The following is a 24,727-nucleotide window of genomic DNA, read 5'->3' on the forward strand; positions in this document are numbered from 1 at the left end:
CAGACAGGATGGGATCGCGGCTTTTAGGGCTGCTTCGCAGCCCAACGGGGGACAAGCCCCCTCGCCACAACAGCGCCCTGGTACTCAGGTGCGGCGGTCGATGGCGGGGACCAGGCCGAGTGCTGTTGCTTGTTCGTATAAGCCACTCATCTTCCACTGCTGGGTCAACACGCCAGGCCCGTAAGCCCGCGAACCACCCAGGGCATCTGCCAGCAATTGCAGCTGCGCGCCCTCCTCCAGCAACAGGATGAATTCAGCCGTGGCCCGCAGCCCTTGCTTGCCCCACACCGTGGAGCCGCCGTTGGCTTCGAGGATCGCCAGGTTGAAGGGGTTTTCAGCGATCTTGTCGAGGATGAAATCCACTTCCTGCTGGCGACGGTCGATGTACACCGGCAGCTCGCGCGCCAGCTGGTAACGCTGCACCGGCACGTAGTGGAACGGCAGCGTGCGATGGGTCTGGGCCCAGGCGCCGAGGTACGGCGAGTGCACGTGAGACACCGTGGTCACGTCCGCATGCTGCTGGAACAACTTGGTGTAGCGCCCCAGGCCGCCCTTGCCTTTGCCGAAGATCACGTTGCCGGCAAAGTCGGTGACGGTGGCCTGCAGCGGCTTGCGGTAGTTCCACGGGCCGCCGTAGTTGACCGACACCAGCAGTTCCTGGCCCGGCACACGCTCGATAAAGCCCACGGTGCCGTTGGCGGTGATGGTGTTGGTCTCGCGGAAGACGGTGAAGGCTTCTTCGGCTTCCAGCAGGACCTTGTCGATAAAGTCCTGCAGTTCCTGGGTGATCGGTTGGGCGTGGACAATGGCAGTCATTGCAGTTTCTCCGGGTTCAGGCGCGGCGCTTGGCCAACAGTTCATGGGCAGCTTGCAGGGGGCGCGGGTCGACCCAGTCGGCGATCGTAAAATCGCGCTCCAGGAAGCCGTGCAGGTACAGGAAGTTTTTCTGGATACCGAGGAAGTCCAGGCGCTGGGCCGACAGGTCCGGCGCCAGGGTGGTATGGAAATCGCCGCGATAGGCCTCGGCCACCCCGGCACTGCCGGCGCGGGTTTCTTCTTCGAGAATCGCGTTCAGGCCCTCACGATTGTTCGCAGCCCAGTCTGCCGCGCTGAGGGTTTGCGCGAGGAAACGCACCACCAGGTCAAAGTGGTTGTCCAGCAGGCTCTGGTGGACGGTGATCGGGCGCGGCGTGCCGTTATTGATGCGGTAGCGCGGCTCGGCGATCAGGTCCAGGTCGATGCCCACCACCAGGCCTAGACGGCGTGCGGCATCGGCGGCCGAAGCGCCCTTGACGTACACCGCATCCACTTCGCCGCGCGCCAGGTAATCCAGGCCCGACCACAGGCGCTGCAAACCTTCCTGTGGGTTGGACGCCTGCTCCTGATCGTGCAGCGCCACCTCCACCAGTTGCACATCATCAAAGCCCAGGCCGGCCAGGCTCAACGCGCCTTTATAGCCGTGCAGGCTCATGGCCCGGGCGATGCTGCCCGGGCGGCTGTCGCCCCAGGCCGGCAAGGCCAGGCGCTTGCCTTTCAGGTGTTCGGGACGCGTGATCCCGGAATCCGGACGGACCAGGATGGTTTGCCATTCCTCGATCCAGGTCAGGCCGATCAAACGGCTCGGCGCACCGGCGGCACGGGCCGCCAGTGCCGGCACGTTGCCGCCTTCGCGAAACAGCCCGGGCAGCTCGTGATCGTAGTGGTGATGCCCCAGTTGGCGGGCCTCCTGCAAGGTCGAGACCGGCAGGCCGTCGGCGGCGAATTCCTCGCTCAGCCAACCGAGTTTGTAGGCGATGCCGGAAGCGGTCGGCACCGGGCAGCGGGTAAACCAGATCTGCTCAAGCGCAGGCTTGGGCAGGATGGCGGAAAGGGTCATGGGCAGCTCCATTGAATTGGGCAAGGCAGTCCATGGGGGTATTGCAGAGGCCGTGCCAATTGGCCAAAGCCCCGGTTTACAAGGCTTTGGCGCAAACAGCCAAAGCGCTGTTGCTGGCCTGTCAGCAGCGCTGCTGCTGGCCCAGCAGTCACCCGTTCGCCACTGCTGCCCCAGCAACACCCCCGTTGTCGCAGCCCCCGCCAGGCGTGGTTTTCGGCATTGGCGCAGAACTTGCTCAAGGCACCTTCAATGCCCGACATCCAGCGCAATCCCCTGTAGGAGCTGGCTTGCCAGCGATGGCCTCAAGTGCACCGCGTAAACCCGTCAGTACGCGTCATCGTTAACCACCATCGCAGGCAAGCCAGCTCCTACAGAGGGGCTTGAACGCACGGGCCAAATCAGGGGAAGAAACTATGAGTACGTTCGAACAGGTACCGGTACGCCAACTGCACAGCGAGGCCGAGGCGATTGCCGCGGCCAAAGAGATCGCCGTGGAAATCGCCGCGATCGCCGCCGACAGTAGCCAGAACGGCCAACTGCCGTGGCGCCAGGCGCAATTGCTGTCCCAGAGCGGCCTGACCGCCATCGGCGTGCCCAAGGCATTTGGCGGGCTGGGTGCCTCGGTGCAAACCATCGTCGAAACCGTGCGCCTGGTCTCGGTGGCCGATGGCGGTGTGGGGCAGTTGCTGCAGATTCACAACGTGATGCTGCGGGGCATCTTCAACGGCTATCCGGATGCAGTGCGTGATCGCCTGGTGGCTGACGTATTGGCCGGCAAACGCTTTGGCAACGCCCTGGCGGAAGTCGGTGGCAAGAACAAGTTCGCCCTCAAGACCCGCGTCGAGCGGCGTGCCGACGGCAAGCTGGTACTGAATGGCAGCAAGTTCTACTCCACCGGTTCCTACCTTGCCGAGTGGATCTCCCTCACCGCCGCCTCCGATGATGGCGGTGCTGGTGTGCTGCTCAACCGCAACGCGCCGGGCCTGACCCTGGTGGACGACTGGGAAGCCTTCGGCCAGAAAAACTCGGTCAGCGGCACGGTGAATTTCGACAACATCGAACTGGACGAAGACTTCGTCTCCCGGCGCAAGGGCCCGATGAAGCGCACCGGACTGACCTTCCCGCAGATCCTGCACGCGGCGATCGATACCGGGATTGCCTCGGGCGCGCTGACCGCTGCGGTGGACTACCTCAAGCACAACGCCCGGCCGTGGGTGGAAAGCGGCGTGGACCACGCCAATGAAGAGCCGCACATCATTAAGCAGATCGGCGAATACGCGGTGGCCCTGCGCGCGGCCGAGTCACTGCTGCGGGATGCGGCGCGGGTGTTTGACGAGCATGAACTGGACCCGGAAAACAAGGAACTCCAGGACGAGTTGATCCTGTCGGTGGCCACCGCACGGGCGCATTCGGACAGCGCCTCGTTGAAGATCTCCAGCGATATTTTCTCGTTGCTGGGGGCCAGTTCGTCGTTGAGCAAATGGAACCTGGACCGGTTCTGGCGCAACGCGCGGGTGCACACCACCCATGACCCGATTCGCTGGCGTTTGCACCATGTGGGCAATTACTACCTGAACGGGATTGATCCGGGGGAGTACACGGCGATCTTGAACGCCAAGGAAACCCAGGGAGCTACCACTCGCTAGACCCGCCCGACACATCCCTGTGGCGAGGGAGCTTGCTCCCGCTGGAGTGCGCAGCAGGCCCCTCTTTCGGGGTCGCTTCGCAACCCAACGGGAGCAAGCTCCCTCGCCACAGTTTGGGAACGATCAATAACCCCCATTGAGCTTTTCATGATCGAAAGACACCCTCTTCTGCGCAGCCTGGCGATCTACCGCGAAATGCCCTGGCGTTTCGCTCTGGTCGCCGGGCTGTTCGTGGCCATCAACCTCGGCCTGGTCTGGCAACAATGGCTGATCGGCCATGCCGTCAACGATGTGAGCGCCGGCCGCGCGGTGATCCGCCAGGCCGACGGCAGCCTCGACGCCAGCCTGGGCTGGCACTGGTTATGGCTGATGCTCGCCGTGGCCCTGGGCCGTGGCGTACTGCAATACGCCGCCAGCGTGTTGTCCCTGGTGCTCAGCCAGGAACTGCTGACACGCCTGCGCGAACGCATCCTCGCCCAGGTGCAAAGCCTGCACCTGGGCTATCACTGGCAGCACGGCATGGGCGAGATGATCACCCGCACTACCCGCGATGCCGACAAGGTACGGGACGCCCTGATCACCTTCTGGCGCCAGGTGGTGGAAACCCCGCTGGTGGTGCTGGCCACCGTTGGCCTGTTGAGCTGGTACAACCCGTGGCTGGGGCTGGTACCGCTGCTGCTGACCGTCACCGGGCTGTGGATTTTCGTGCGGCAGACCGAACGCCTGGTTGAACTCGACCGCAACGTCGGCGCGGCCTACGACCGGGTCAACCAGGACCTCAGCGAAGGCATCGGCGGCGTGCGGGTGATCAAGTCCTTTGCCCTTGAGCAGAGCCGTATCCAGGGCTTCTCCGAACAGGTCGCAGTGTTCGCCGGGCTGGCCCGCCAGGCGCTGGCTTATTCCAGCTCACGCATTCCGCTGCCCCAGGCAGTGGTCGCTCTCGGCCATGTCTGGATCCTGGTCTACGGCGCCCATCTGGTGGCCGCCGGCCAACTGGGCATTGGTGAGCTGGTGACCTCGCTGCTGATCGCCACCACCCTGGTGTTTCGCATCGAAGGCATTGGCCGGGTGATGCAGACCTTCGCCGATGCCCGGGCCAGTGCCGAGCGAATCTGGCAACTGCTGGACGCCCCGGCCGCTATCCGCAGCGGCAGCGCCACCCTGCCCGCTTCGCCCTTGGGGCTGCACCTGGAGCACGTCAGTGTGAGCGCTCCCGGCGGTGGCCGGGACATTCTGCATGACTGTTCGCTGACCCTGGTGCCCGGAGAAATTGTCGCGTTGGTGGGCGCCACCGGTACCGGGAAAAGCTTGTTGGCCAGCCTGCTGCCGCGCCTCACCGATGTCAGCGCCGGACGTGTGTTGCTCGGCCATGACGATGCTGGCTGGCAAGACATTCGCGAACTGGACCTGGGCACGCTGCGCCAACGGGTGCACGTGGTGCCGCAAGAGAGCTTCCTGTTTGCCGGCAGCCTCGCCGCCAACCTGCGCCTGACCGCCCCCGACGCCACCGATGAACAATTGCTCGAGGCCCTGCACCTCGCCGCTGCCGACGACATCTTGCTGCGCCTGCCCCACGGCCTCGCCACGCCGCTGGGTGATCGTGGCGTGACCTTGTCCGGCGGCCAGCGCCAGCGCCTGTGCCTGGCCCGGGCGTTGCTCGGCAAACCGGACATTCTGTGCCTGGACGACGCCACCAGCGCCCTCGACGCCATCAGCGAACGCCGCGTGCTGAATAACCTGCGGGAACTGCGTGGCACCACGGTGCTGGTGATCTCCAGCAAGTTGTCGACCATCCTCCTGGCCGATCGGGTGCTGATGCTGGCGCACGGCAAAATCGCCGCCGCAGGGCCACACGCCGAGCTGCAACACACCAACCCGCACTACCGCGACCTGCTGGGGATCGACCATGGCTAATCCAATCGCCGGCAAAGCCTTGAGCGATATCGAAATCGAAGAAATGCTCGCGAAAAAGGCCCTCGACCGCAGCATGTTCAAACGCTTGCTGCCACTGCTCAGGCCAATCCGCCGCTCGATTTTCGCGGTGATCGGCATTGAGTTATTGCTGGTATTCACGGTGTTTTTGCGACCCTGGTTCGTGCGTGAACTGCTGGACCGTGGCTTGATTCAACAAGCCGACCACTGGCTGCTGGATGAGCGCCTGGTGCTGTGGCTGGGCCTTGGGCTGGCCGCCAGTTGGCTGGTGCGCTTCCTGCTGGCCGGGGTCTCGCAGTTCGTCGCCGGAGGCGCGGCGATTCGCGTACTGAATGCCCTGCGGGTACAGGTATTTGCGCATGTCCAGGGTTTGAGCGTGAGCTACTTCGACCAGACCCGCGCCGGGCGGATCATTTCCCGGGTTGACCGCGACGTGGATGCCCTTGAGCCCCTGGTGATCCAGGGCCCGCCGGAGCTGCTCGGTGCCGTGCTGCGCTGCGGCCTGGCGTCGGTGATGCTGTGGCGTATCGACCCGCGCTTCTTCCTCAGCCTGGCGGCCACCGTACCGTTGCTGGTGCTGGCGACCTGGAGTTTCAAGCGGATCTCCCAGCGCAACTGGGCCAGGGTCGCGGAAAACCGCAGCCGCTTTACCGCGCACCTGGTGGAGAGCGTCAGCGGCGCCCGAATGCTGCAGCAGTGCGCGCAGGAGGCGCCGAACCTGCGGCGTTATCGCGGGTTGCTGGATGACTTCAACCACGCGCTGATTCGCGGCAGCCTGCGGTCGGGGTGGTTCGCCCCCTTTACGGCGTTGCTGAGTTCGGCGGGGATCGCCTTGTTGCTGCTGGTGGGCGGTTATGGACTGGCGGCGGGCGAGGTGTCGGTCGGGCAAATGGCGGAGAGTCTGTTCTACGTGTTTTTGTTTTTGGGGCCGTTGCAGGAACTGTCGGACCTGTTTGAGCGCTATGCCACCGGCTCGGCGTCGGCCCAGCGGATTTTCCTGTTGCTGGATACCCAGGCGCAGATCACCGACAGCGCTACTCCCCGGCACTTGGGCCGGGCACGGGGTGAGGTGCGGTTTGAAAAAGTGGACTTCAGCTATGTGCCGAGTGCGCAGACGCCGGTGATCAATGGGCTGGATTTGCATATCCCGGCGGGTGAAGTGTTGGCGATTGTCGGGCCGTCGGGGCACGGGAAAAGCACGCTGGTGCAGTTGCTGACGCGGTTTTACGAGGTGCAGTCGGGCGCGGTGCGGCTGGATGGGATTGATGTGCGGGAGTTGGCCCAGCATGCGTTGCGGCGCAATGTCGGGGTGGTGTTGCAGGACAATGTGTTGTTCAGCGGGAGCATTCTCGACAACTTGCGGCTGGCGGCACCACTGGCGGATGACGCGACATTGATCGCGGCGGCCCGGGAGCTTGGGGCGGATGAGGTGTTGGAGCGGTTGCCGCATCAGTACCACACCGAGGTCGGGCCTTTGGGTGCCCATTTGAGCCATGGGCAGCGGCAGCTCGTTTGCCTGGTGCGGGCGTATCTGGCGGACCCGGCGGTGCTGGTGCTGGATGAGGCGACTTCGGCGGTGGATATTCACACGGAGCGGCGGATTCAGCGGGCGTTGCGCAGGCTGTGTCTGGGGCGCACGGCGATCATCATTGCCCACCGGTTGGCGACCATACGGGACGCGGACCGGATTGCCGTGGTGAGGCATGGGCAGGTGGTGGAGCTTGGGGCGCATGATGCGTTGATTGAGCGTGGGGGGGCTTATGCGGCGTTGTATCAGACCTATTTGCGGAGTGCTCGGGTGGGGGATTTGGTGGCTGGGTGATTGGGGGGTATATCCGTTGCTGCGGTCAGGGCTGCTATTGGTTCCGCCCTTACGGCGGCTCACTTTTGAACAGCGCAAAAGTAAGCAAAACGCTCTTGCCCCACCACTCGGCACCTCGCCTAGGCTCGGTGTGCCCTCTCTCCGGTACTACTGCGCGGGCCGCCGCGACGGGGCGTCCCTGCCCCGTCGCGGCTAAACCGGCGTCCTGCCGGTTTACCCGCTCCGTACTACCTGCGTTCGGCCAGCGTGGTTTAACGGGGCGCCTAAGATCAAGATCAAAAGCAGATCAACAGCACAGCGGCCTACAGGCCGGCTTGAGTGGTGTGAAGCAAAGGCAACATCAAGATCAACATCTACAGCGGGCACGGTCAAATGTGGGAGCTGGCTTGCCTGCGATGCAGACAACTCGGTACATCAGACACACCGAGGTGATGCCATCGCCGGCAAGCCGGCTCCTACAGAAAAGCAGCTCTGCTTTCGCTTTGGCTTTTGCTGTGGCTTCTACCACTCAAGCCGGCCTGTAGGCCGCTGTGCTCTTGCTTTTGATTTTGATCTGACTGCCCCAATAAGCCCGAGGCCGAACGCAGGGATTGAGGAGCGGGTAAACCGGCAGGACGCCGGTTTAGCCGCGACGGGGCAGGGACGCCCCGTCGCGGCGGCCCGCGGAGCAATGCCGGAGTGAGGGAACACCGAGCCTTAGCGAGGGGCCGACAGGCGGGGCAGAGCCCTTTGCTTACTTTGGGGCTTTTCCAAAGTGAGTCGCTGTAAGAGCGAAACCTTAAGCAGCCGTTACCGCAGCAACGGATATGTACACCCAAAACAGCGACTGCTTCACCCCCAACACCCACTGCTGACCCAGTGTTGCTACAGACGCACCCCACCCACCCAAAAAACCCAACACCCCCGCCCCCATTGGCCCAAGCCCCCATGGCATGCCCGTTGCAGTCCCAATACCAAAAGGTCCCCGCACCTCACGCGACTGACTCCGGAGCACCCATGACCACTGAATTCTTCTGGCGCCTGCCACTGGGCACCGACGGCCCCCAACTCACCACCGACAAACACAACCGGGGCAACCCGGACTACCGCCCCGGCAATATCGCCCCGGGCCGCCTGCCCAACGGCCAACCCGACGACTTCACCTACATCGACTACATCGCCCAGGTCGCCAAGGCCGCCGAACTCGCCGGTTTCGAAGGCGCCCTGCTGCCCACCGGCCCGGAGCCGTGGATCGTCGCCGCCGCCCTGGCCCGGGAAACCCGGCGCATCAAGTTCCTGATCGCCTTCCAGGCCACCTGGACCCTGCCCGCCTACGCCGCCCAACAAGCCGCGATCCTGCAAAACCTCAGCCGCGGCCGCGTGGAATGGAACATCATCACCGGCGGCAACCCCGCCAGCCAGCGCGCCAACGGTGACTTCCTCGAACACGACCTGCGCTACAAGCGCACCGGCGAATTCCTCGACATCATCCAGGGCCTCTGGGAGAACGAAAAATTCTCCTACGACGGCGATATCTACCAACTGGAAAACGGCGCCCTGCCCCACGGCCTACACCACGAACGCAAGCCCGGCGTGTACTTCTCCGGTTTCTCCGACGCCGCCCTCGACGTCGCCGCCAAGCACGCCGACGTGTACCTGAACTGGGCCGAACCCATCGACAAGCTCAAGCCACACATCGAGCGCGTACGCGAATTGGCCGACAAACAAGGCCGCACCGTGCGTTTCGGCCTGCGGGTCGATCTGTTCGCCCGGGAGACCGAGGAGCAAGCCTGGAAGGACCTGCGCCGCCAGTTCGACAAGCTCGAAGGCAAGAGCAGCCAGGTCGCCAAGGGCTTTACCAGCGGCTCGGATTCGGTCGGCGGCGCGCGCCAGACCGCGTACCACCAGAACGTCGACCGGTTCGACGACCTGATCATCGGCCCCAACCTGTGGGCCGGGTTTGCCAAGGCCAAGCCCGGCCCCACCGTGGGCCTGGTCGGCAGCCACCAGAACATCGCCGAGCGCCTGGTGGAGTACCGCGACGCCGGTTTCTCGACCTTTATCCTCGCTGGCAATCCACACCTGGAAGAAGCGTTGCGCATTGGCCAGGAAGTCCTGCCGCTGGTGCACCAACGCCCGGCCATCCAACCTTTGAAAGCCAGCGCCTGAACGCTGTGGGAGACCCCCTGATGACCCAACCTCTCGATACGCTCTGGTACACCCGCTGCCCCGTGCCCACCGGCCTGGGCATTGCGGTGCAAAAAGGCTGGCTGCAAGACACCGTCGGTGCCCTGGGCACCGAGGTGCAGTCGCTGCGTGAGTCCGATGACAAAGCGGTGCGCGAATCGCACTTCGATCACACCCTGCGCAATTCGGTACGCCATGGCGGGAATATCCCGGCGATCTGGGCCCGCGCCCAAGGCCGGGAAACCCGGGTGATCGGGTTGTCGTGGGCAGATGAAGTGCAACTGATCCTGACCCGCCAGGACAGCGGCATCAAAACCGTCAATGACCTCAAGGGCCGCACCTTCGGCCTGCCGGACTGGGCCGGCGCACAGATCGACTTCACCCGCGCCCAGGCCCTGCGCGGGCTGGAGAACGCGCTGTCACTGGAAGGCCTGAAGGTCGGCGACGTGAAGCTGAAGAACTTCCGCTACGGCGGCACCTTCAGCGATACCCCGGTGCGCAATATCGCCGGTACGCCGGTCACGCAAAAAGTCAGCGAACGCAACCTGGAGCTGATCGGCCTGCTGCGGGGTGAGGTCGATGCGATCTTCCTCAAGGGCGCCCACGCCGCCCAGCAGGCTCATGATTTTGGCCTGCACACGGTGATCGACACCGGCTCCCACCCGGACCCGCTGATCCGCAGCAACAACGGCACGCCACGCACCCTGGCGGTAGACCTGAACCTGCTGGAAAACCACTTTGACGTGGCCACCGGCATCCTCGATTCGGTACTGCGCGCCGAGCAATGGGCCCACACCCACCCGGAGGAAACCCGGCGCTACCTGGCACAGGAAACCAACAGCAGTGAGTATTGGGTCACCGCCGCCTATGGCAACGACGCCCACTTGCGCCTGCGCACCGGGCTCGATGAACAGGCGATTGCCGCGCTGCAGGACTTCACGCATTTCCTGCACCGCTGGCGCTTTATCCCGAAAAGTTTTGATGTGCGTGAATGGATTGATGCACGGCCGCTGGAAGCACTCTTGAACGGCAAAACCGCGCTGGCAGGCTAACCCGTGCAGGAGCCGGCTTGCCGGCGATGCCGGCCTAGAATGCGGCAATGACCTTTCGGACCTCATCGCCGGCAAGCCGGGCTCCTGCAAAGGTTTCCTATTTCATGGATTTGAACGAAGACCCTTATGAGCAAACCACTCGATACTCTCTGGTACACCCACAGTCCGGTTCCCACCGGCCTCGGCATTGCGGTGCAGTCCGGCCGCCTGGCGGAGGCTTTCCTGCCTTTTGGCACCAATATCCAGTCGTTGCGCGAGTCCACGGAGCGCGAAGTTCGCGAAGCGCATTACGACCATCACCTGAAAAATTCGGTGCGCCACGGCGGAAATATCCCGGCGATCTGGGCCTACGCCAGTGGCGTGGAAACCCGGGTGCTGGGGCTGTCGTGGAGCGACGAGGTGCAGTTGATCCTGACCACCGCCGAGAGCGGTGTGCGCAGCGTGCGCGACTTGAAAAACCGGCGCTTCGGCCTGCCGAAATGGGCCAACGTGCAGATCGACTTCACCCGCGCCCAGGCCCTGCGCGGCCTGGAAAATGCCCTCAAGCTCGAAGGCCTGGAAGTCTCGGACGTGGAGCTGGTGGACTATCCCTACGGCGGCACCTACAGCGACAACCAGGTGCAATACGTCTACGGTTCTCCGGCCAGCCTTGGGGTGAGCCGCTTCAGCCGGCGCAACAACGAGCTGATCGGCCTGCTGCGCGGTGATATCGACGCGATCTTCCTCAAGGGTGCCCACGCCGTGCACCTGGCCAACGAGTTTGGCTTGCATGTGGTGGTGGACACCGGCTCGCACCCGGACCCGCTGATCCGTTCCAACAACGGTACGCCGCGTACCCTCACGGTGGACATCAACCTGTTGCAGGAGCACTTCGACGCCAGCGTGAAAATCGTCGACACCGTGCTGCGTACCGAGCAATGGGCCTGGGCGAATCCGGACGAAACCCGGCGTTTCCTGGCCCAGGAACTCAACACCAGCGAGTACTGGGTGACCGCGGCCTATGGCGAAGATGCCCATCGCCGGCTGCGTACCACACTGGACTCACGCTCCATCGAAGCCTTGCAGGACTTCACCGACTTCCTGCATCGCTGGAACTTCATTCCACGGCGTTTCGATGTACGCGACTGGATTGATTTCAGCGTGCTGGAAAAGGTCATCGGCTCCACCTCTCGCGTGGCCGTCTAACCCCACCGCAGGAGCCGGCTTGCCGGCTCCTGCAGTGCTTGCCTGGCAACACTTCCCCTGCTGCTCCAGCAGCACCCTCCAAGCAACTTCTGCTGAATCTTCGACACGCTTTTCAAACGGCCTTCGGCTGCGCTTTCAATCGCTCGTAAACGCCCGCTTATTTAATTTTTTAATCGTTATATATCATCATCTTACAATCATGTATCGACCCTGAAATCTGCTTGGCACGATCTCTGCTCTAGCCCCTTCAAGGAAACTTTTCCGGGGGAGATTTCATGCACACACTTAATCCGATCACCAAGGGCCTGTGGCTCGCTTTACTGCTGGCAGGCGGCACCGCCAGTGAACCTTTATTGGCCGCCGAAGCAGCCGAAAACGACGCCAGCAACACCGAGCCGTCGCTCAAGACCGTGACCGTCACCGCACAACACCGGGAAGAAACCCTGCAAGAGGTTCCGGTGGCGGTATCGGCGGTCCAGGGCACCAGTATCATTGCCGACGGCGTACGCTCGATGGGCGACATCACCACCTTTATTCCCAACGCCTCGGCGAAGAACCCCGACGGCGACGGTCGACCACGCTGGTACATCCGTGGCCTGGGCACCGGCGACACCGGCGCGGCCACCGTGTACCCGGTGGGCATCTACGCCGACGACGTGTACCTGAACGCACCGATTGCCGGTGGCGGCCCGCTGTTTGACCTCGAACGCATCGAGATTCTGCGCGGCCCCCAGGGCACGCTGTATGGCAAGAACACCACCGCGGGCGCAGTCAATATCATCTCGAAGAAGCCGACCTTCGACACCGATGGCTACGGCACGATTGGATTTGGCAGCAAGAACGAACGCATCGTGAACGGCGCCATCGGCGGCACCCTGGTGCCGGAAAAACTCGCGGCACGGATCTCGCTGTACTCCGAGGAGCGCGACGGTTTCCAGAAAAACCTGATCGACGATCACACCTACGGCGACGTCAACAAGAAGGCCGTGCGCCTGCAGTTCTTCGCCCAGCTCAACCCGGACCTGGATGCGCTGTGGAAGATCCACAGCCGCGAGTTCAAGGGCGACGGCGCCAACGGTGCGCTGACCCTCGGGCGTTACTACAACGTGGGCTACACGCGCCCCGCCGGACGCAATATTGCACTGAACGTGGACGACGACTCCAAGCTCAACCACGACGGCACGTCGCTGACCCTCAACTGGCACCTGGGCGACTACACCCTGACGTCCATCAGCGCCTACGACTACATCCGTGGCCAGTCCAGCGGTGATGCCGACTACACACCTTACGAGGTCAACGGCACCTCCACCGCCGACAACAAATACACCCAGTACTCCCAGGAAATCCGCCTGGCCTCGCCCCAGCAGGAAACCCTGCGCTGGCTGGCCGGTGCGCACTATTTCCATGAAGACCTGGACAGCAGCGCCGGACGCTTTATCGCCCCAGGCCCGACACCCAATGGCACCGGCTCCAACCAAATCAACGGCGCGACGGATTTTCGTGACCTGAACTACAACCACACCACCGATAGCTACGCGCTGTTCGGCAACCTGACCTACGACCTCACCGACAATTTCAGCGTGACCGGTGGCCTGCGCTGGACCCAGGAAAAGAAAGACATCGACCTCAACCTCACGCAGTTGACCCGCGCCACCGCCAACGGCCCGCTGATTCCCCTGGCGGGCGTCGGCACCAACGGCAACCGTCAGGAAGACAAGACCTGGGAAGCCTGGACCTATGACCTGACCCCGGAATACCGGATCAACGACAACGTGCGGGTGTTCTTCCGCTATGCCCACGGCTTCCGTTCGGGCGGCTTCAACACCGGGCTGTCCACCAGCCTGTCGCAACTGACCACGGTGGACCCGGAACAACTCGACGCCTACGAATTCGGCGTCAAGTCCGAGTGGTTCAACCACCGCCTGACGGCCAACGCGAACATCTTCTACTACGACTACTCGGACATTCAGGTCAACCTGCTGACCGTCAACAACGGCGTACTGACCACCGCGCTGACCAACGGCGCCAAGGGCAAGGTCAAGGGTGCCGAGCTGGAACTGGAAGGCCAGCCCACCGACTACCTGCACCTGCGGGCGGCGATTTCGTTCCTTGACTCCGAATACACCGACTTCAAGAACACCAACCCCAACACCGGTGCGGTCACCGGTGACTACAGCGGCAACAGCTTCGTGCGCTCGCCGCGCAACGTGGTGTCGCTGGGTGGCGACTACACCATCCCGCTGGAGATCGGCGGCAAGCTGGTGGCCGGTGCCGACGTGAGTTTCCGCGACAAGGAATACTTCCTCGCCGACCGCCAGAGCAGCGCCGACAAGGACTTGAGCCAACCGCACTACACCTTGGCCAACAGTCGCCTGACCTGGTACAGCGCCGACGAAAAACTCAGCGTCACCGGGTTTGTGAACAACCTCACCGATCGCCGCTACCAGGTGCATGGCCGGCCGAACGGTGGATTGGGGCAGTACGTGATCACCTATGGCGACCCGCGCACCGTGGGACTGAGCGTGACCAGCCGCTTCTGACTTCAGCCGCCGGACACTATTCACCAAACGCCGGAGATCAAATGTGGGAGCTGGCTTGCCTGCGATAGCGGTGGGTCAGCCAACCACTATGTGGCTGTGCCGCCATCATCGCAGGCAAGCCGGCTCCCACAGTTGACCTTCTTTGTTTGAACCATAGCGTCCGGCCCGCCATCGCCAACACTCTTCGAAAGGACCTTTCTATGTTCCAACGTACTCCGTTGGCCGGCGCCATCGCGCTGGTCATGGGCAGCCTTGCCGTGCCCGCTGTAGCCGCCGAGACACAGCCCACCGCCAAGAACGACAGCCTCGACACCGTGGTAGTACTCGGTACCCGTCGCAGCGATGTCACCGCCCTGCAAAGCGCCGCGCCGGTGGATGTGCTGAGCGGCGAGCAGTTGCAGCAAACCGGCGCTGCCGACCTGTCCGGCGCCCTGACCGCGCTGTCGCCGTCCTTCAGCTTCCCGCAGTCGCCTCAAGGCGCGTTCGCCGGGTCCATCGCCCAAGGCGCCTCGCTGCGCGGCCTGGCGTCCGACCAGGTGCTGGTGCTGGTGGATGGCAAGCGCCGCCACACCAGCGCCAACATCACCCGCCAAAGCCTCGCCAACGGCCGGGGCGCGGCGGCGGTGGACTTGAGCCTGATCCCGTTGAGCGCGATCGACCACGTGGAGATCCTGCGTGACGGCGCCGCCGCCCAATACGGCTCCGATGCCATCGCCGGGGTGATCAACATCGTGCTCAAGCAGAAGGACGACGGCGGCAACGTCGGCTATCGCTTCGGTGGCTACAACAAGGGCGACGGCATGCAGCGCAAGTACAGCGGCTGGAAAGGCTTCGAGCTGCCCAACGACGGCTTCCTGACCCTGAGTTTCGATGCCGGCAGCCAGGACCCGGCCAGCGACACCAACCCGGACAACCGGATCTTTTATCGCGGCGATACCAGCGTCAATACACCGCGCGAACAGAACAACCGCTACCGCACCTGGAACTGGGGCTCCAACAGTGTCTCCGACCAGTACAACTTCCTGGCCAACAGCGAGATGGGCGTTGGCGAGGGGCTGACCGCCTACGGCTTTGCCACCTACTCCCACAAGAACACTGACTCCACCGGTTTCTTCGACCCGCCCACCGCGCTGTACAACAACTACGGCAGCGTTTCCTTGCAGCGCTACCCGGACGGGCGTTTGCCGATCACCCGCTACACCCTGGAAGACTATGCCGCCACCGGCGGCCTGCGTTACGAAAACGAGCAGTTGGGCAAGTTCGACCTGGCGCTGAACCACGGCACCAACATCGTCAAGTCCACCGACTACAACGCGATCAACCCCAGTTGGGGTACCAACAGCCCGGCGACGATCTACACCGGCGAGCGCAAGAACGACCAGACCAACGTGACCCTGGACTGGGTACGGGATTTCCCCACCGACTTGCTGTTCAAGCCATTGACCGTTTCCGCAGGCCTGGCCTGGCGCCAGGAGAACTACCAATTGAGCGCAGGCGCGCCGGCGGCGTCGCAAAATGGCCCGCTGTTCAACACCATCGACCCGGTGACCGGGCGCCGGCTCGCCGGGTATTACTCGGGGATCACCCCGGTGGATGCCGCCTCGCTGCAACGCAAGGTGCTGGGCGCGTATGTGGATGTCGAAGGCCAGGTCACCGAGAAGTTCCAGGCCGGCGTTGCAGTGCGCACCGAACACTATTCGGACTTTGGCGACACCACCAACGGCAAGCTGTCGCTGCGCTACGATTTCACCCCGCAGATCGCCGCACGGGCCAGCGCCAGCACCGGCTATCGTGCGCCGTCCCTGGCCCAGAGCGGCATGTCGTCGTTCAGTGTGCAGGTGGTGGAGCAGCCACCGGGCAGCGGCAACTACGTGGAGGTGCAACAGCGCACGCTGCGCGCCAACAGCCCGGAAGCCCAGGCCCTGGGCGGCACCCAGCTCAAGCCCGAGGAGTCGACCAACTACTCGCTGGGCCTGGTCTGGCAACCGCTGGATAACGCATCGGTAACGGTGGATGCCTACCGCATCAACATCAATAACCGCATCACGCTCTCCGACCAATTGCCGGCCTCGGTGGTCTCGCCGATCTTCGCCGGCACGCCTTACGCCAATATCCAGAGCGCGGCGTTCTACACCAACATCGCCGACACCCGCACCGACGGTATCGAGCTGACCGGCAACTACAAACTCAATCTGCAGCAATGGGGCCGGGTGAACTTCAATGCCGGCTACGCGCGTAACCGCACGCAAATCACCGACCTGCGCAACGTCGGCAACATCGCCGGCAACCAGATCATTGGCCGCACGACCCAAGGCCTGATCGAACACGGTACGCCGGACTACAAGCTGACCCTCAGCGCCAACTGGGCCTATGAACAATGGGGCGTCACCGTGGCCCAGCGCCGTTATGGCGAATGGAAAAGCCTCAACGCCGCCAACCCGAACCTCGACCAGACGTTCAGCCCGCAATGGGTCACCGACCTGGACGTGTCCTACAACCTCGGCAAGGGAATCAAGCTTTCCGCCGGCGCGACCAACCTGTTCAACACCCACCCGGACAAGGCCTCCGGCGCGCAGCTGTATGGAGTGCCGATCTACTCGATCACCAGCCCTGAAGGTGCGCAGGGTGCGTTTTACTACACCAGTGTGAGCTACGACTTCTGAGGGGATTGCTGATGGGGTGTTGCTGGAGCAGCACCCCATTGTTGGCCAGGCATCATTCGGGCATTCGGATATACACCCATGCATTGTGGGAGCTGGCTTGCCTGCGATAACGGTGGATCAGCCAGCCTCAATGTTTACTGGCCCACCGTCATCGCAGGCAAGCCAGCTCCCACATTTGGCCTTCATTGTTCTCCTCTGTTGTGTTCACTGGCACATGTCTTGCGATGCTCCCCCAGTACTTCGCCGAAATAAGACCCGCCATGCGCCCCTACCGATTACTGACTGCCCTGACCTGGCTCATCTCGCCCCTCGCCCTGCTCGCCACCTGGACGCTGGTGGCGCACCTCGGGATCTTCCCGCGCAACCTGCTGGTACCGCCGGCCCAGGTCCTGCACACCTTCGAAGAACTGCTCGCCAGCGGCGAACTCGCGGAACACCTGGGCAACAGCCTGTCGCGCCTCGGCCTGGGCTTTGGCATCGGTTCGCTGTGCGGCCTGGCCTTTGGCGTGCTGATGGCCTTGTCCAAGAACGTCGAGGTGTATTGCGCGCCGCTGTTCCACACCCTGCGCCAGATCCCCAGCATCGCGCTGATCCCGATGTTTGTGCTGCTGTTCGGCATTGATGAAACCTTCAAGATCATCATCGTCGCCAAGACCGCGTTTTTCCCGGTGGCCCTGGCCGCCAGCGAGGGGGTCAAGGGCATTCCCCGTAGCTATTTCGAAGTGGCCGACGTGTACCGCCTGCGCTGGCCGACCTTCGTCTGGCGCATCGCCCTGCCCGCCGCCGCACCGCCGATCATCACCGGTTTTCGCATCAGCCTGACCCGCGCCTGGGTGGTGCTGGTGGCCACCGAGTTGCTGGCGGCCGACAGCGGCCTGGGGCAAATGATCGAGATGGCCCGGCAGATGCTGCGCATCGACGTGGTGATGGTGGGCGTGGTGGTCACCGGGGTGATCGGTTTTGCCCTCGACTTTGGCTTTCGCTCACTGGAACAGCGGCTGTTTCGCTGGCAAACCCGCTAGGAGCCCGGCATGAACCTCTTGAAAAAGTCCCGCGGCCTGTTGCTGCCACTGTTGTTGATCCTCGCCTGGGAATACGCCTCGCGCCAGGACGCGGCCGGCGCGTATGCCTTCGTGCCGCTGTCGGCGATTGGCTCGGCGTTGCTGGAAATGCTCGGCAACGGCGAGCTGCTGGTCAACCTGCTGGCCAGCCTGGCCCGCACCAGCAGTGGCCTGGCCCTGGGCATCCTGTTCGGCGTGGTGCTGGGAGTGCTGATGGCGCTGTCCGGCGTGGCCAACCGTTTGATCGGCCCGTTGTTCCATTCGATCCGCCAGGTGCCGATGCTGGGCTGGATTCCGCTGATTGCCATGTGGTTCGGCAATGGCGAATTTTCCAAGGTGCTGATCGTCAGCCTCGCGGCCTTCTACCCGATGGTGCTCAACACCTACCAGGGCTTCAGCCATGTGGAGCGGCGTTATCGTGAAGTCGGCCAGGTGCTGGTGCTCAGCCCGGTGCAGCAGTTCGTGCATGTGCTGCTGCCGGCGGCGCTGCCGAGTATTGCCACCGGCGTGCTGCATGCCCTCGCCTTCGCCTGGGTCACCGCCATCGGGAGCGAACTGTTCCTGTCCTCCGGCGCCGGCCTGGGCAACCTGATGATGAACGCCGAGGCCGGCTCGCGCATGGAAGTGATCGTGCTCAGCGTGCTGTGCATCGGCCTGCTGGGCTACCTGATGAACCTGCTGTTTACCCGCCTCAGCCGCCACGTGCTGCGCTGGCGCAATCTTCGTTGAAGGCCATGAACATGAACGCAATCGCCCACCACGCCCTCCACACCGCCGTGCAGACCGGCGCCCTGCAGATTCGCGGCCTGAACAAGGCCTACCGGATCGAAGGCAAGCCGCTGCCGGTGTTGCACAACATCAACCTCGACGTGCGCCCCGGGGAGTTTGTCAGCATCGTCGGCGCCAGCGGCTGCGGCAAATCCACCTTGCTGCGGCTGATTGTCGGGCTGGAGGCCGAGTACGAAGGCGACATCCTGCTGGACGGCCAACGCATTGCCGCCACCAGCCTGGAGCGCGGCATTGTGTTCCAGGACCACCGCCTGTTCCCGTGGATGACCGTCAGCCAGAACATCGCCCTGGCCCTGAAAAATCACAAACTGGCCCAGGCCGAAAAGGATCGGCAGGTGGCCGAACACATCGCCCTGGTCAACCTCACCGGCTTCGAAAACGCCTATCCCCACCAGCTCTCGGGCGGCATGGCGCAACGTGCGGCGATCGCCCGGGCGCTGATCAACACACCCAAGGTGCTGTTGCTCGATGAACCACTGGGCGCCCTCGATGCCCTGACCCGGGTGCATTTGCAGCGTGAACTGCAGCGGATCTGGGTGCAGCAGCGCTGCACGGTGATCATGGTCACCCATGACATCGAAGAGGCGTTGTACCTGGGGGACCGGGTGATCGTGATGGATGCCCACCCAGGGCGAATCAAACATGAAATCCGGGTGGACTTGCCGCATCCGAGGGAGCGCAGCTCATCGGTATTGCAAGGCTACAAAGAGCAGTTGCTGGAGGAACTGGTCGGGCACTGAAAACCCTGGGCACGCGGCGCTTTACATTTTGTATAGTTCTGGATATTTTATCCAGACAGCAAATGCAATGCGCCCGTGCCCGGTTCATTTTCAGAGGTCCTTTCCATGCAATTGTCTTCGTACCATGACGTGATCAAAGCCGCCGAACGCCTGGAGGGCTTCGCCAACCGCACGCCGGTGTTCACCTCGCGCACCCTCGACGCCGAGACCGGGGCCCAGGTGTTCATCAAGTGCGAAAACCTGCAACGCACCGGTTCATTCAAGTTTCGCGGCGCGTTCAATGCGCTTTCACGGTTTGACGAGGCGCAGCGCAAGGCCGGTGTGGTGGCGTTTTCCTCGGGCAATCACGCCCAAGGCATCGCCCTGGCCGCGCGTCTGTTGCAGATGCCGGCCACCATCGTAATGCCCACCGACGCACCGGCCGCCAAGGTCGCCGCCACCCGGGAATACGGCGCGACCGTGGTGTTCTACGACCGCATCACCGAAGACCGCGAACAGATCGGCCGCACCCTGGCCGAGCAGCACGGCATGACCCTGATTCCTTCCTACGACCACCCGGACGTACTCGCCGGCCAGGGCACTGCCGCCAAGGAACTGCTGGAATTCACCGGCCCCCTGGACGCCTTGTTTGTTGGCCTGGGCGGTGGCGGCATGCTCTCCGGCACGGCATTGGCCACCCGTGCGCTGTCGCCCGATTGCCTGCTGTACGGGGTCGAGCCCGAAGCCGGGAATGACGGCCAGCGCTCCTTCCAGACCGGCAGCATCGTGCACATCGACACTCCCGCCACCATCGCCGACGGCGCCCAGACCCAGCATCTGGGCCACCACACCTTTCCGATCATTCGCGAGCAGGTCACTGACATCCTTACCGTCTCGGACGCCGAATTGGTCGCAGCGATGAAGTTCTTCATGCAGCGCATGAAAATGGTCGTGGAGCCCACCGGTTGCCTGGGTCTCGCGGCGTTGCGCAGCGTGAAGGATCAATTCAAGGGCCAGCGCGTGGGCATCATCGTGACGGGCGGCAACGTCGATATCGAGAAGTACGCGAGCCTGCTACAGGGCTAAGCCTTCCAACAAAAAAAACACTGAACCCGACTGTGGCGAGCGTGCTTGCCACACGGTTTCCTGCTGCCTGCAATTTCTGCCGCCGATAAAAACGCCCGGGTTTTCCCGAGGCTTTAACAACAAGAGGTGCTTATGAAAAATCGTTACCTGGCCCGGGCCATCGTGATTGCGATCATCCTCGGTGTGCTGGTGGGGGCCGTACTGCACGCCCGACTGGACGCCGACACTGCCAAGACCATCGCCGGTTACTTGAGCATGGTGACCGACGTATTTTTGCGCCTGATTAAGATGGTCATCGCGCCGCTGGTGCTGGCGACGTTGATCAGTGGCGTGGCGAGCATGGCAGACAGTGGCTCTATCGGCCGCGTCGGGTTCAAGGCGATGGCCTGGTTCCTGATTGCGTCGGTGGTGTCGCTGCTGATCGGCCTGGTATTGGCCAACCTGTTCCAGCCGGGCGCGGGGCTTAACCTGAGCGTGGCGGCGAACGGCAGCAGCGGTTTGAACACCGCCACCTTCAACCTGTCGGGCTTTTTGTCCCATGTGTTCCCACGCAGCATCGTTGAGGCCATGGGCAACAATGAAGTGCTGCAAATCGTGGTGTTTTCGTTGTTCTTCGGCGCCGCGCTAGCCTTCGTCAAGGGCAGCGCCAGGTCGCCGATCCTGCACGTACTGGAAGAGTTGACCCAGGTGATGTTCCGCATCACCGAGTACGTGATGGTGATTGCACCGCTGGCGGTATTTGCCGCGATTGCCGCCACCATCAGCCTGTACGGGCTGGGGATGGTGGTCAGCTTTGGCAAGTTGATCGCGCAGTTCTACCTCGGGCTGGCAGTGCTGTGGCTGGTGATCAGCGGCGTGGGTTACCTGGCGCTGGGCGCACGCTTGCGGCAATTGCTGCGGCTGCTGCGCAGCCCGGTGTTGCTGGCGTTCTCCACCGCCAGCAGTGAAGCCGCCTACCCCAAGACCATCGCCGCCCTGGACAGCTTCGGCTCGCCCAAGCGTATCAACAGCTTTGTGTTGCCCTTGGGTTACTCATTCAACCTCGACGGTTCGATGATGTACCAGGCGTTTATCGTGATGTTCATTGCCCAGGCCTATGGCATCGAGATGAGCTTCAGCCACCAGGTAATGATCCTGCTGACCCTGCTGGTGATCAGCAAGGGCACCGCCGGCGTGGCCCGCGGCTCACTGGTGGTGCTCGCGGCCGGCCTGCCGATGGTGGGTCTGCCGGAAGCCGGCTTGCTGCTGATCCTGGCGGTAGACCCGATCCTCGACATGGGCCGAACCGCCACCAATGTGTTCGGCTGCGGCGTGGCCACGGCGGTGATTGGTCACGGTGCCACCGATGAACAACCTGCTCCCCTTCCCTCTATTGCCTGAGAACTGCCGATCATGAAGATTCACCACACACCCACTGCCTCCCAGCCTGCCGGTCACTACGCCCAGGCCGTCAGCCATCAGGGCACGCTGTATATCTCCGGGCAATTACCGGTGAGCCCGGACGGGCGCCACAACATTGATGCGTCGTTTGCCGAACAGGCTCAAGTGGCGCTGGACAATCTGTTGGCGATTTTGAAGGCCGCAGGCGGCTCACCCGCAGACCTGGTGAAAGTCACGGTGTATGTGGTGGGGGTAAAACACTGGCCTGAATTCGACGGCTTGTACGCTGCCGCGCTGGGGGACCACCGCCCTGCCCGCGCGGTGGTGCCGGTGCCGGAACTGCACCACGGCTACCTGATTGAAATCGAAGCCGTGGCGCGTTCGGCGTAGGTCATTTGGCGTAGGTGTAGACCGCCGCCCGCGAGACCCCAAGGTGCGAGGCAACCGTTTCCATGGCCCGTCGTATGTCCATCACGCCGGCGTCCTTGAGCTCTTGCATCAGCAAGCGGCGATCGGCGGCCTTCAGCGCACGCGGCGTGGTCGCCAGGCGTGCGGCGAACTGATCGATACGCGCACGAATGGCATCGGCACCGGACGGGTCGAGAGACTCGGCGGGCCGGTCGCCGCTGACCGAGCCGAACTGTTCCAGCATGCCCTGCAAGCCACGGAACAACGAGAGGTCGACGTTCATGCACAAAGCCGCGACGTACTTGCCGGTGGAGTCCTTGATACCGATGGAAGTGCTCTTGACCTGGCGGCCATCGGCGAACTGGTTCTGGTAGTTGGCGATCACCTGCGGGTACTCGGGATCGGCAATCCGCGCCAGGCCCAGCTCGGTCGCAGGGTCTCCCGGCTGGCGCCCGGAGAGGTTGTTGTGGATGGCCATGATTGCGTGCTGCGGGTCGCGCAGGTCGTGCAGCACGACCTCGCAAAACGGGCTGAAGGTCTTGCTCAGGCCTTCGGCAATCTGTTCGAGTTGGCTGATCAGGGCCGCTTGTTCGGGAGTGTGTTTTTTCATTCAGACAACATATCCAGTACTGGATAGACCGTCAATTTACCTTTTGGAGTGTGCACGATGGATACCCCGACCGCTTTGCTGGATGTCAGCCGGATGCAGCGCAATATCCTGCGTATGCAGCGGCGCGCCGATGACTTGGGGGTGAGCTTGCGGCCCCATGTGAAGACCCATAAATGCGCCGGGGTGGTGGCGGCGCAAATCGCTGCAGGGGCCACGGGGATTACGGTTTCGACGTTGAAGGAGGCCGAGTATTTTTTCGACCTCGGCATTCGCGACGTTCTGTATGCGGTGGCGATGGCGCCGCATAAATTGCCCCAGGCGTTGGCGTTGCGTCGTCAGGGGTGTGCGCTGACGCTGATCACCGACAGCCTTGCCGGGGCCCGGGCGATTGTCGAGTTTGGTGCGCTGCAGGGTGAAGTTTTTGCGGTGCTGATTGAGATTGACTGTGATGGGCACCGGTCCGGGGTGAAGCCTCAGGATCCGCTGTTGCTGGAGATCGCCAGGCTGCTGCATGGCGGCGGGATGCTTGCCGGGGTGTTGACTCATGCCGGGGAAAGCTACGGGCTGGATACGCCTGAGGCGTTGCGGGCGATTGCCGAGCAGGAACGGGCGCGCTGTGTGGCGGCGGCCGAGGTGATTCGGGGAGCGGGTTTGCCTTGTTCGCAGGTGAGTGTGGGTTCGACGCCGACGGCGCTGTCGGCGGTCAGCCTGGAGGGTGTGACTGAGCTGCGGGCCGGGGTTTATGCGTTTTTTGATTTGGTGATGCATAACGTTGGGGTGTGCCGCGTTGATGAGCTGGTGTTGAGTGTGCTGACTACGGTGATCGGGCATCAGCCGGAGAAAGGCTGGATCATTACCGATGCGGGGTGGATGGCGATGAGTCGGGACCGTGGGACGCAGTCGCAGAAGCGGGATTTTGGGTACGGGCAGGTGTGTACCGAGGGCGGTGAGGTGATTGAGGGGTTGGTGGTGGGCAGCGCGAATCAGGAGCATGGGGTGGCTTGGTTCGACGGCGTTTCGGTGGATGTGGTTGAGCGGTTTCCGCTGGGGACGCGGCTGAGGGTTTTGCCTAACCATGCGTGTGCTACGGGGACGCAGTTCGGCAGCTATAGCGCGTTGTTGGAGAACGGGGATGTGCAGGTTTGGGAGCGGTTGCGGGGGTGGTAGATTGGGGGCATATCCGTTATTTGGGTGATGGCTGATATGGGTTCCGCTCTTACAGCGGGTCACTTTTGAAAGGAGCCCAAAAGTAACCAAAAGGCTCTTGCCCCACCACTCGGCACCTCGCCTAGGCTCGGTGTGCCCGCACTCCGGCATTACTCCGCGGGCCGCCGCGACGGGGCGTCCCTGCCCCGTCGCGGCTAAACCGGCGTCCTGCCGGTTTACCCGCTCCGTACTACCTGCGTTCGGCCAGCGTGGTTTAACGGGGCGCCTAAGATCAAGATCAAAAGCAGATCAACAGCACAGCGGCCTACAGGCCGGCTTGAGTGGTGTGAAGCAAAGGCAACATCAAGATCAAAATCTAAAGCGGGCACAGTTAAATGTGGGAGCTGGCTTGCCTGCGATGGCCTCGCCTCGGTGCATCTGAAAAACCGAGGTGTCTGCATCGCAGGCAAGCCAGCTCCCACAGAAAAGCAGAGGTGCATCAGTTTCAGATTTGGTTTTCGCTTTGGCTTTGGCTTTTGCTCTGGCTTCTACCACTCAAGCCGGCCTGTAGGCCGCTGTGCTCTTGCTTTTGATTTTGATCTGACTGCCCCAATAAGCCCGAGGCCGAACGCAGGGATTGAGGAGC

At 63.0% G+C, this 24,727-nt stretch carries 18 protein-coding genes; 15 read left to right on the plus strand and 3 right to left on the minus strand.

Annotated elements, in window-relative coordinates; genetic code table 11:
* Positions 1 to 84 precede the first annotated feature (84 nt).
* Entirely contained in the window at positions 85 to 816 is a 732-nt protein-coding gene (locus HKK54_RS28025) for a class II aldolase/adducin family protein (protein ID WP_010171286.1), read from the minus strand.
* A gap of 16 nt (positions 817 to 832) precedes the next feature.
* Positions 833 to 1,876, minus strand: coding sequence for an ABC transporter substrate-binding protein (locus tag HKK54_RS28030; protein ID WP_169388572.1), 1,044 nt, complete (start codon positions 1,874 to 1,876; stop codon positions 833 to 835).
* 413 nt (positions 1,877 to 2,289) lie between these two features.
* On the opposite strand from HKK54_RS28030, the gene HKK54_RS28035 reads away from it, so the two are divergent.
* The 14 genes from HKK54_RS28035 (at position 2,290) to HKK54_RS28100 (ending at position 22,307) form a co-directional block, all read left to right on the plus strand.
* A complete protein-coding gene (locus HKK54_RS28035; protein ID WP_010171290.1) occupies positions 2,290 to 3,522 on the plus strand; it encodes an acyl-CoA dehydrogenase family protein in 1,233 nt (410 codons plus the stop codon).
* Between the two features lie 147 nt (positions 3,523 to 3,669).
* Positions 3,670 to 5,436, plus strand: a complete 1,767-nt coding sequence (locus HKK54_RS28040; protein WP_010171293.1) for an ABC transporter ATP-binding protein — start codon at positions 3,670 to 3,672, stop codon at positions 5,434 to 5,436.
* On the plus strand, positions 5,429 to 7,276 hold the full coding sequence (locus tag HKK54_RS28045) for an ABC transporter ATP-binding protein (RefSeq protein ID WP_169388573.1): 1,848 nt from the start codon (positions 5,429 to 5,431) through the stop codon (positions 7,274 to 7,276). Before HKK54_RS28040 ends, HKK54_RS28045 begins: the two co-directional genes overlap by 8 nt.
* 996 nt (positions 7,277 to 8,272) lie before the next feature.
* Complete coding sequence (locus HKK54_RS28050) at positions 8,273 to 9,424, plus strand: LLM class flavin-dependent oxidoreductase (RefSeq protein WP_169388574.1); 1,152 nt, start codon at positions 8,273 to 8,275, stop codon at positions 9,422 to 9,424.
* Positions 9,425 to 9,444: 20 nt separating this feature from the next.
* Positions 9,445 to 10,494, plus strand: coding sequence for an ABC transporter substrate-binding protein (locus tag HKK54_RS28055; RefSeq protein ID WP_169388575.1), 1,050 nt, complete (start codon positions 9,445 to 9,447; stop codon positions 10,492 to 10,494).
* Positions 10,495 to 10,620: 126 nt separating this feature from the next.
* Positions 10,621 to 11,679, plus strand: coding sequence for an ABC transporter substrate-binding protein (locus tag HKK54_RS28060; protein WP_003212534.1), 1,059 nt, complete (start codon positions 10,621 to 10,623; stop codon positions 11,677 to 11,679).
* 275 nt (positions 11,680 to 11,954) lie between these two features.
* Entirely contained in the window at positions 11,955 to 14,219 is a 2,265-nt protein-coding gene (locus HKK54_RS28065; RefSeq protein ID WP_010171301.1) for a TonB-dependent receptor, read from the plus strand.
* Positions 14,220 to 14,419: 200 nt separating this feature from the next.
* Positions 14,420 to 16,882 carry a TonB-dependent receptor plug domain-containing protein gene (locus tag HKK54_RS28070; protein WP_169388576.1) on the plus strand — a complete coding sequence of 821 codons (2,463 nt, stop codon included), beginning with the start codon at positions 14,420 to 14,422 and terminating at the stop codon, positions 16,880 to 16,882.
* 260 nt (positions 16,883 to 17,142) lie between these two features.
* Complete coding sequence (locus tag HKK54_RS28075) at positions 17,143 to 17,904, plus strand: ABC transporter permease (protein ID WP_169388577.1); 762 nt, start codon at positions 17,143 to 17,145, stop codon at positions 17,902 to 17,904.
* A 9-nt stretch (positions 17,905 to 17,913) separates the two neighbouring features.
* The gene (locus HKK54_RS28080; protein ID WP_010171307.1) at positions 17,914 to 18,672 is read left to right on the plus strand and encodes an ABC transporter permease; all 759 of its coding nucleotides are present in this window, start codon (positions 17,914 to 17,916) and stop codon (positions 18,670 to 18,672) included.
* An 11-nt stretch (positions 18,673 to 18,683) separates the two neighbouring features.
* Positions 18,684 to 19,472 (plus strand): ABC transporter ATP-binding protein, encoded by a 789-nt coding sequence (locus tag HKK54_RS28085; RefSeq protein ID WP_169388578.1) that lies wholly within the window; start codon positions 18,684 to 18,686, stop codon positions 19,470 to 19,472.
* A 105-nt stretch (positions 19,473 to 19,577) separates the two neighbouring features.
* On the plus strand, positions 19,578 to 20,537 hold the full coding sequence (locus HKK54_RS28090) for a threo-3-hydroxy-L-aspartate ammonia-lyase (RefSeq protein ID WP_169388579.1): 960 nt from the start codon (positions 19,578 to 19,580) through the stop codon (positions 20,535 to 20,537).
* Positions 20,538 to 20,669: 132 nt separating this feature from the next.
* Positions 20,670 to 21,917 (plus strand): dicarboxylate/amino acid:cation symporter, encoded by a 1,248-nt coding sequence (locus tag HKK54_RS28095; protein ID WP_169388580.1) that lies wholly within the window; start codon positions 20,670 to 20,672, stop codon positions 21,915 to 21,917.
* A gap of 12 nt (positions 21,918 to 21,929) precedes the next feature.
* Positions 21,930 to 22,307: a RidA family protein gene (locus tag HKK54_RS28100; protein WP_010171316.1), complete on the plus strand. Its 378-nt coding sequence runs from the start codon at positions 21,930 to 21,932 to the stop codon at positions 22,305 to 22,307.
* A gap of 1 nt (position 22,308) precedes the next feature.
* Here the strand turns inward: HKK54_RS28100 and HKK54_RS28105 are convergent, their stop codons facing one another.
* The gene (locus HKK54_RS28105; RefSeq protein ID WP_010171318.1) at positions 22,309 to 22,935 is read right to left on the minus strand and encodes a helix-turn-helix transcriptional regulator; all 627 of its coding nucleotides are present in this window, start codon (positions 22,933 to 22,935) and stop codon (positions 22,309 to 22,311) included.
* Positions 22,936 to 22,992: 57 nt separating this feature from the next.
* On the opposite strand from HKK54_RS28105, the gene HKK54_RS28110 reads away from it, so the two are divergent.
* Entirely contained in the window at positions 22,993 to 24,102 is a 1,110-nt protein-coding gene (locus HKK54_RS28110; protein WP_169388581.1) for a DSD1 family PLP-dependent enzyme, read from the plus strand.
* Positions 24,103 to 24,727 lie beyond the last annotated feature (625 nt).

It is taken from the genome of Pseudomonas sp. ADAK13 (assembly GCF_012935715.1).
Classification (GTDB): Bacteria; Pseudomonadota; Gammaproteobacteria; order Pseudomonadales; family Pseudomonadaceae; genus Aquipseudomonas.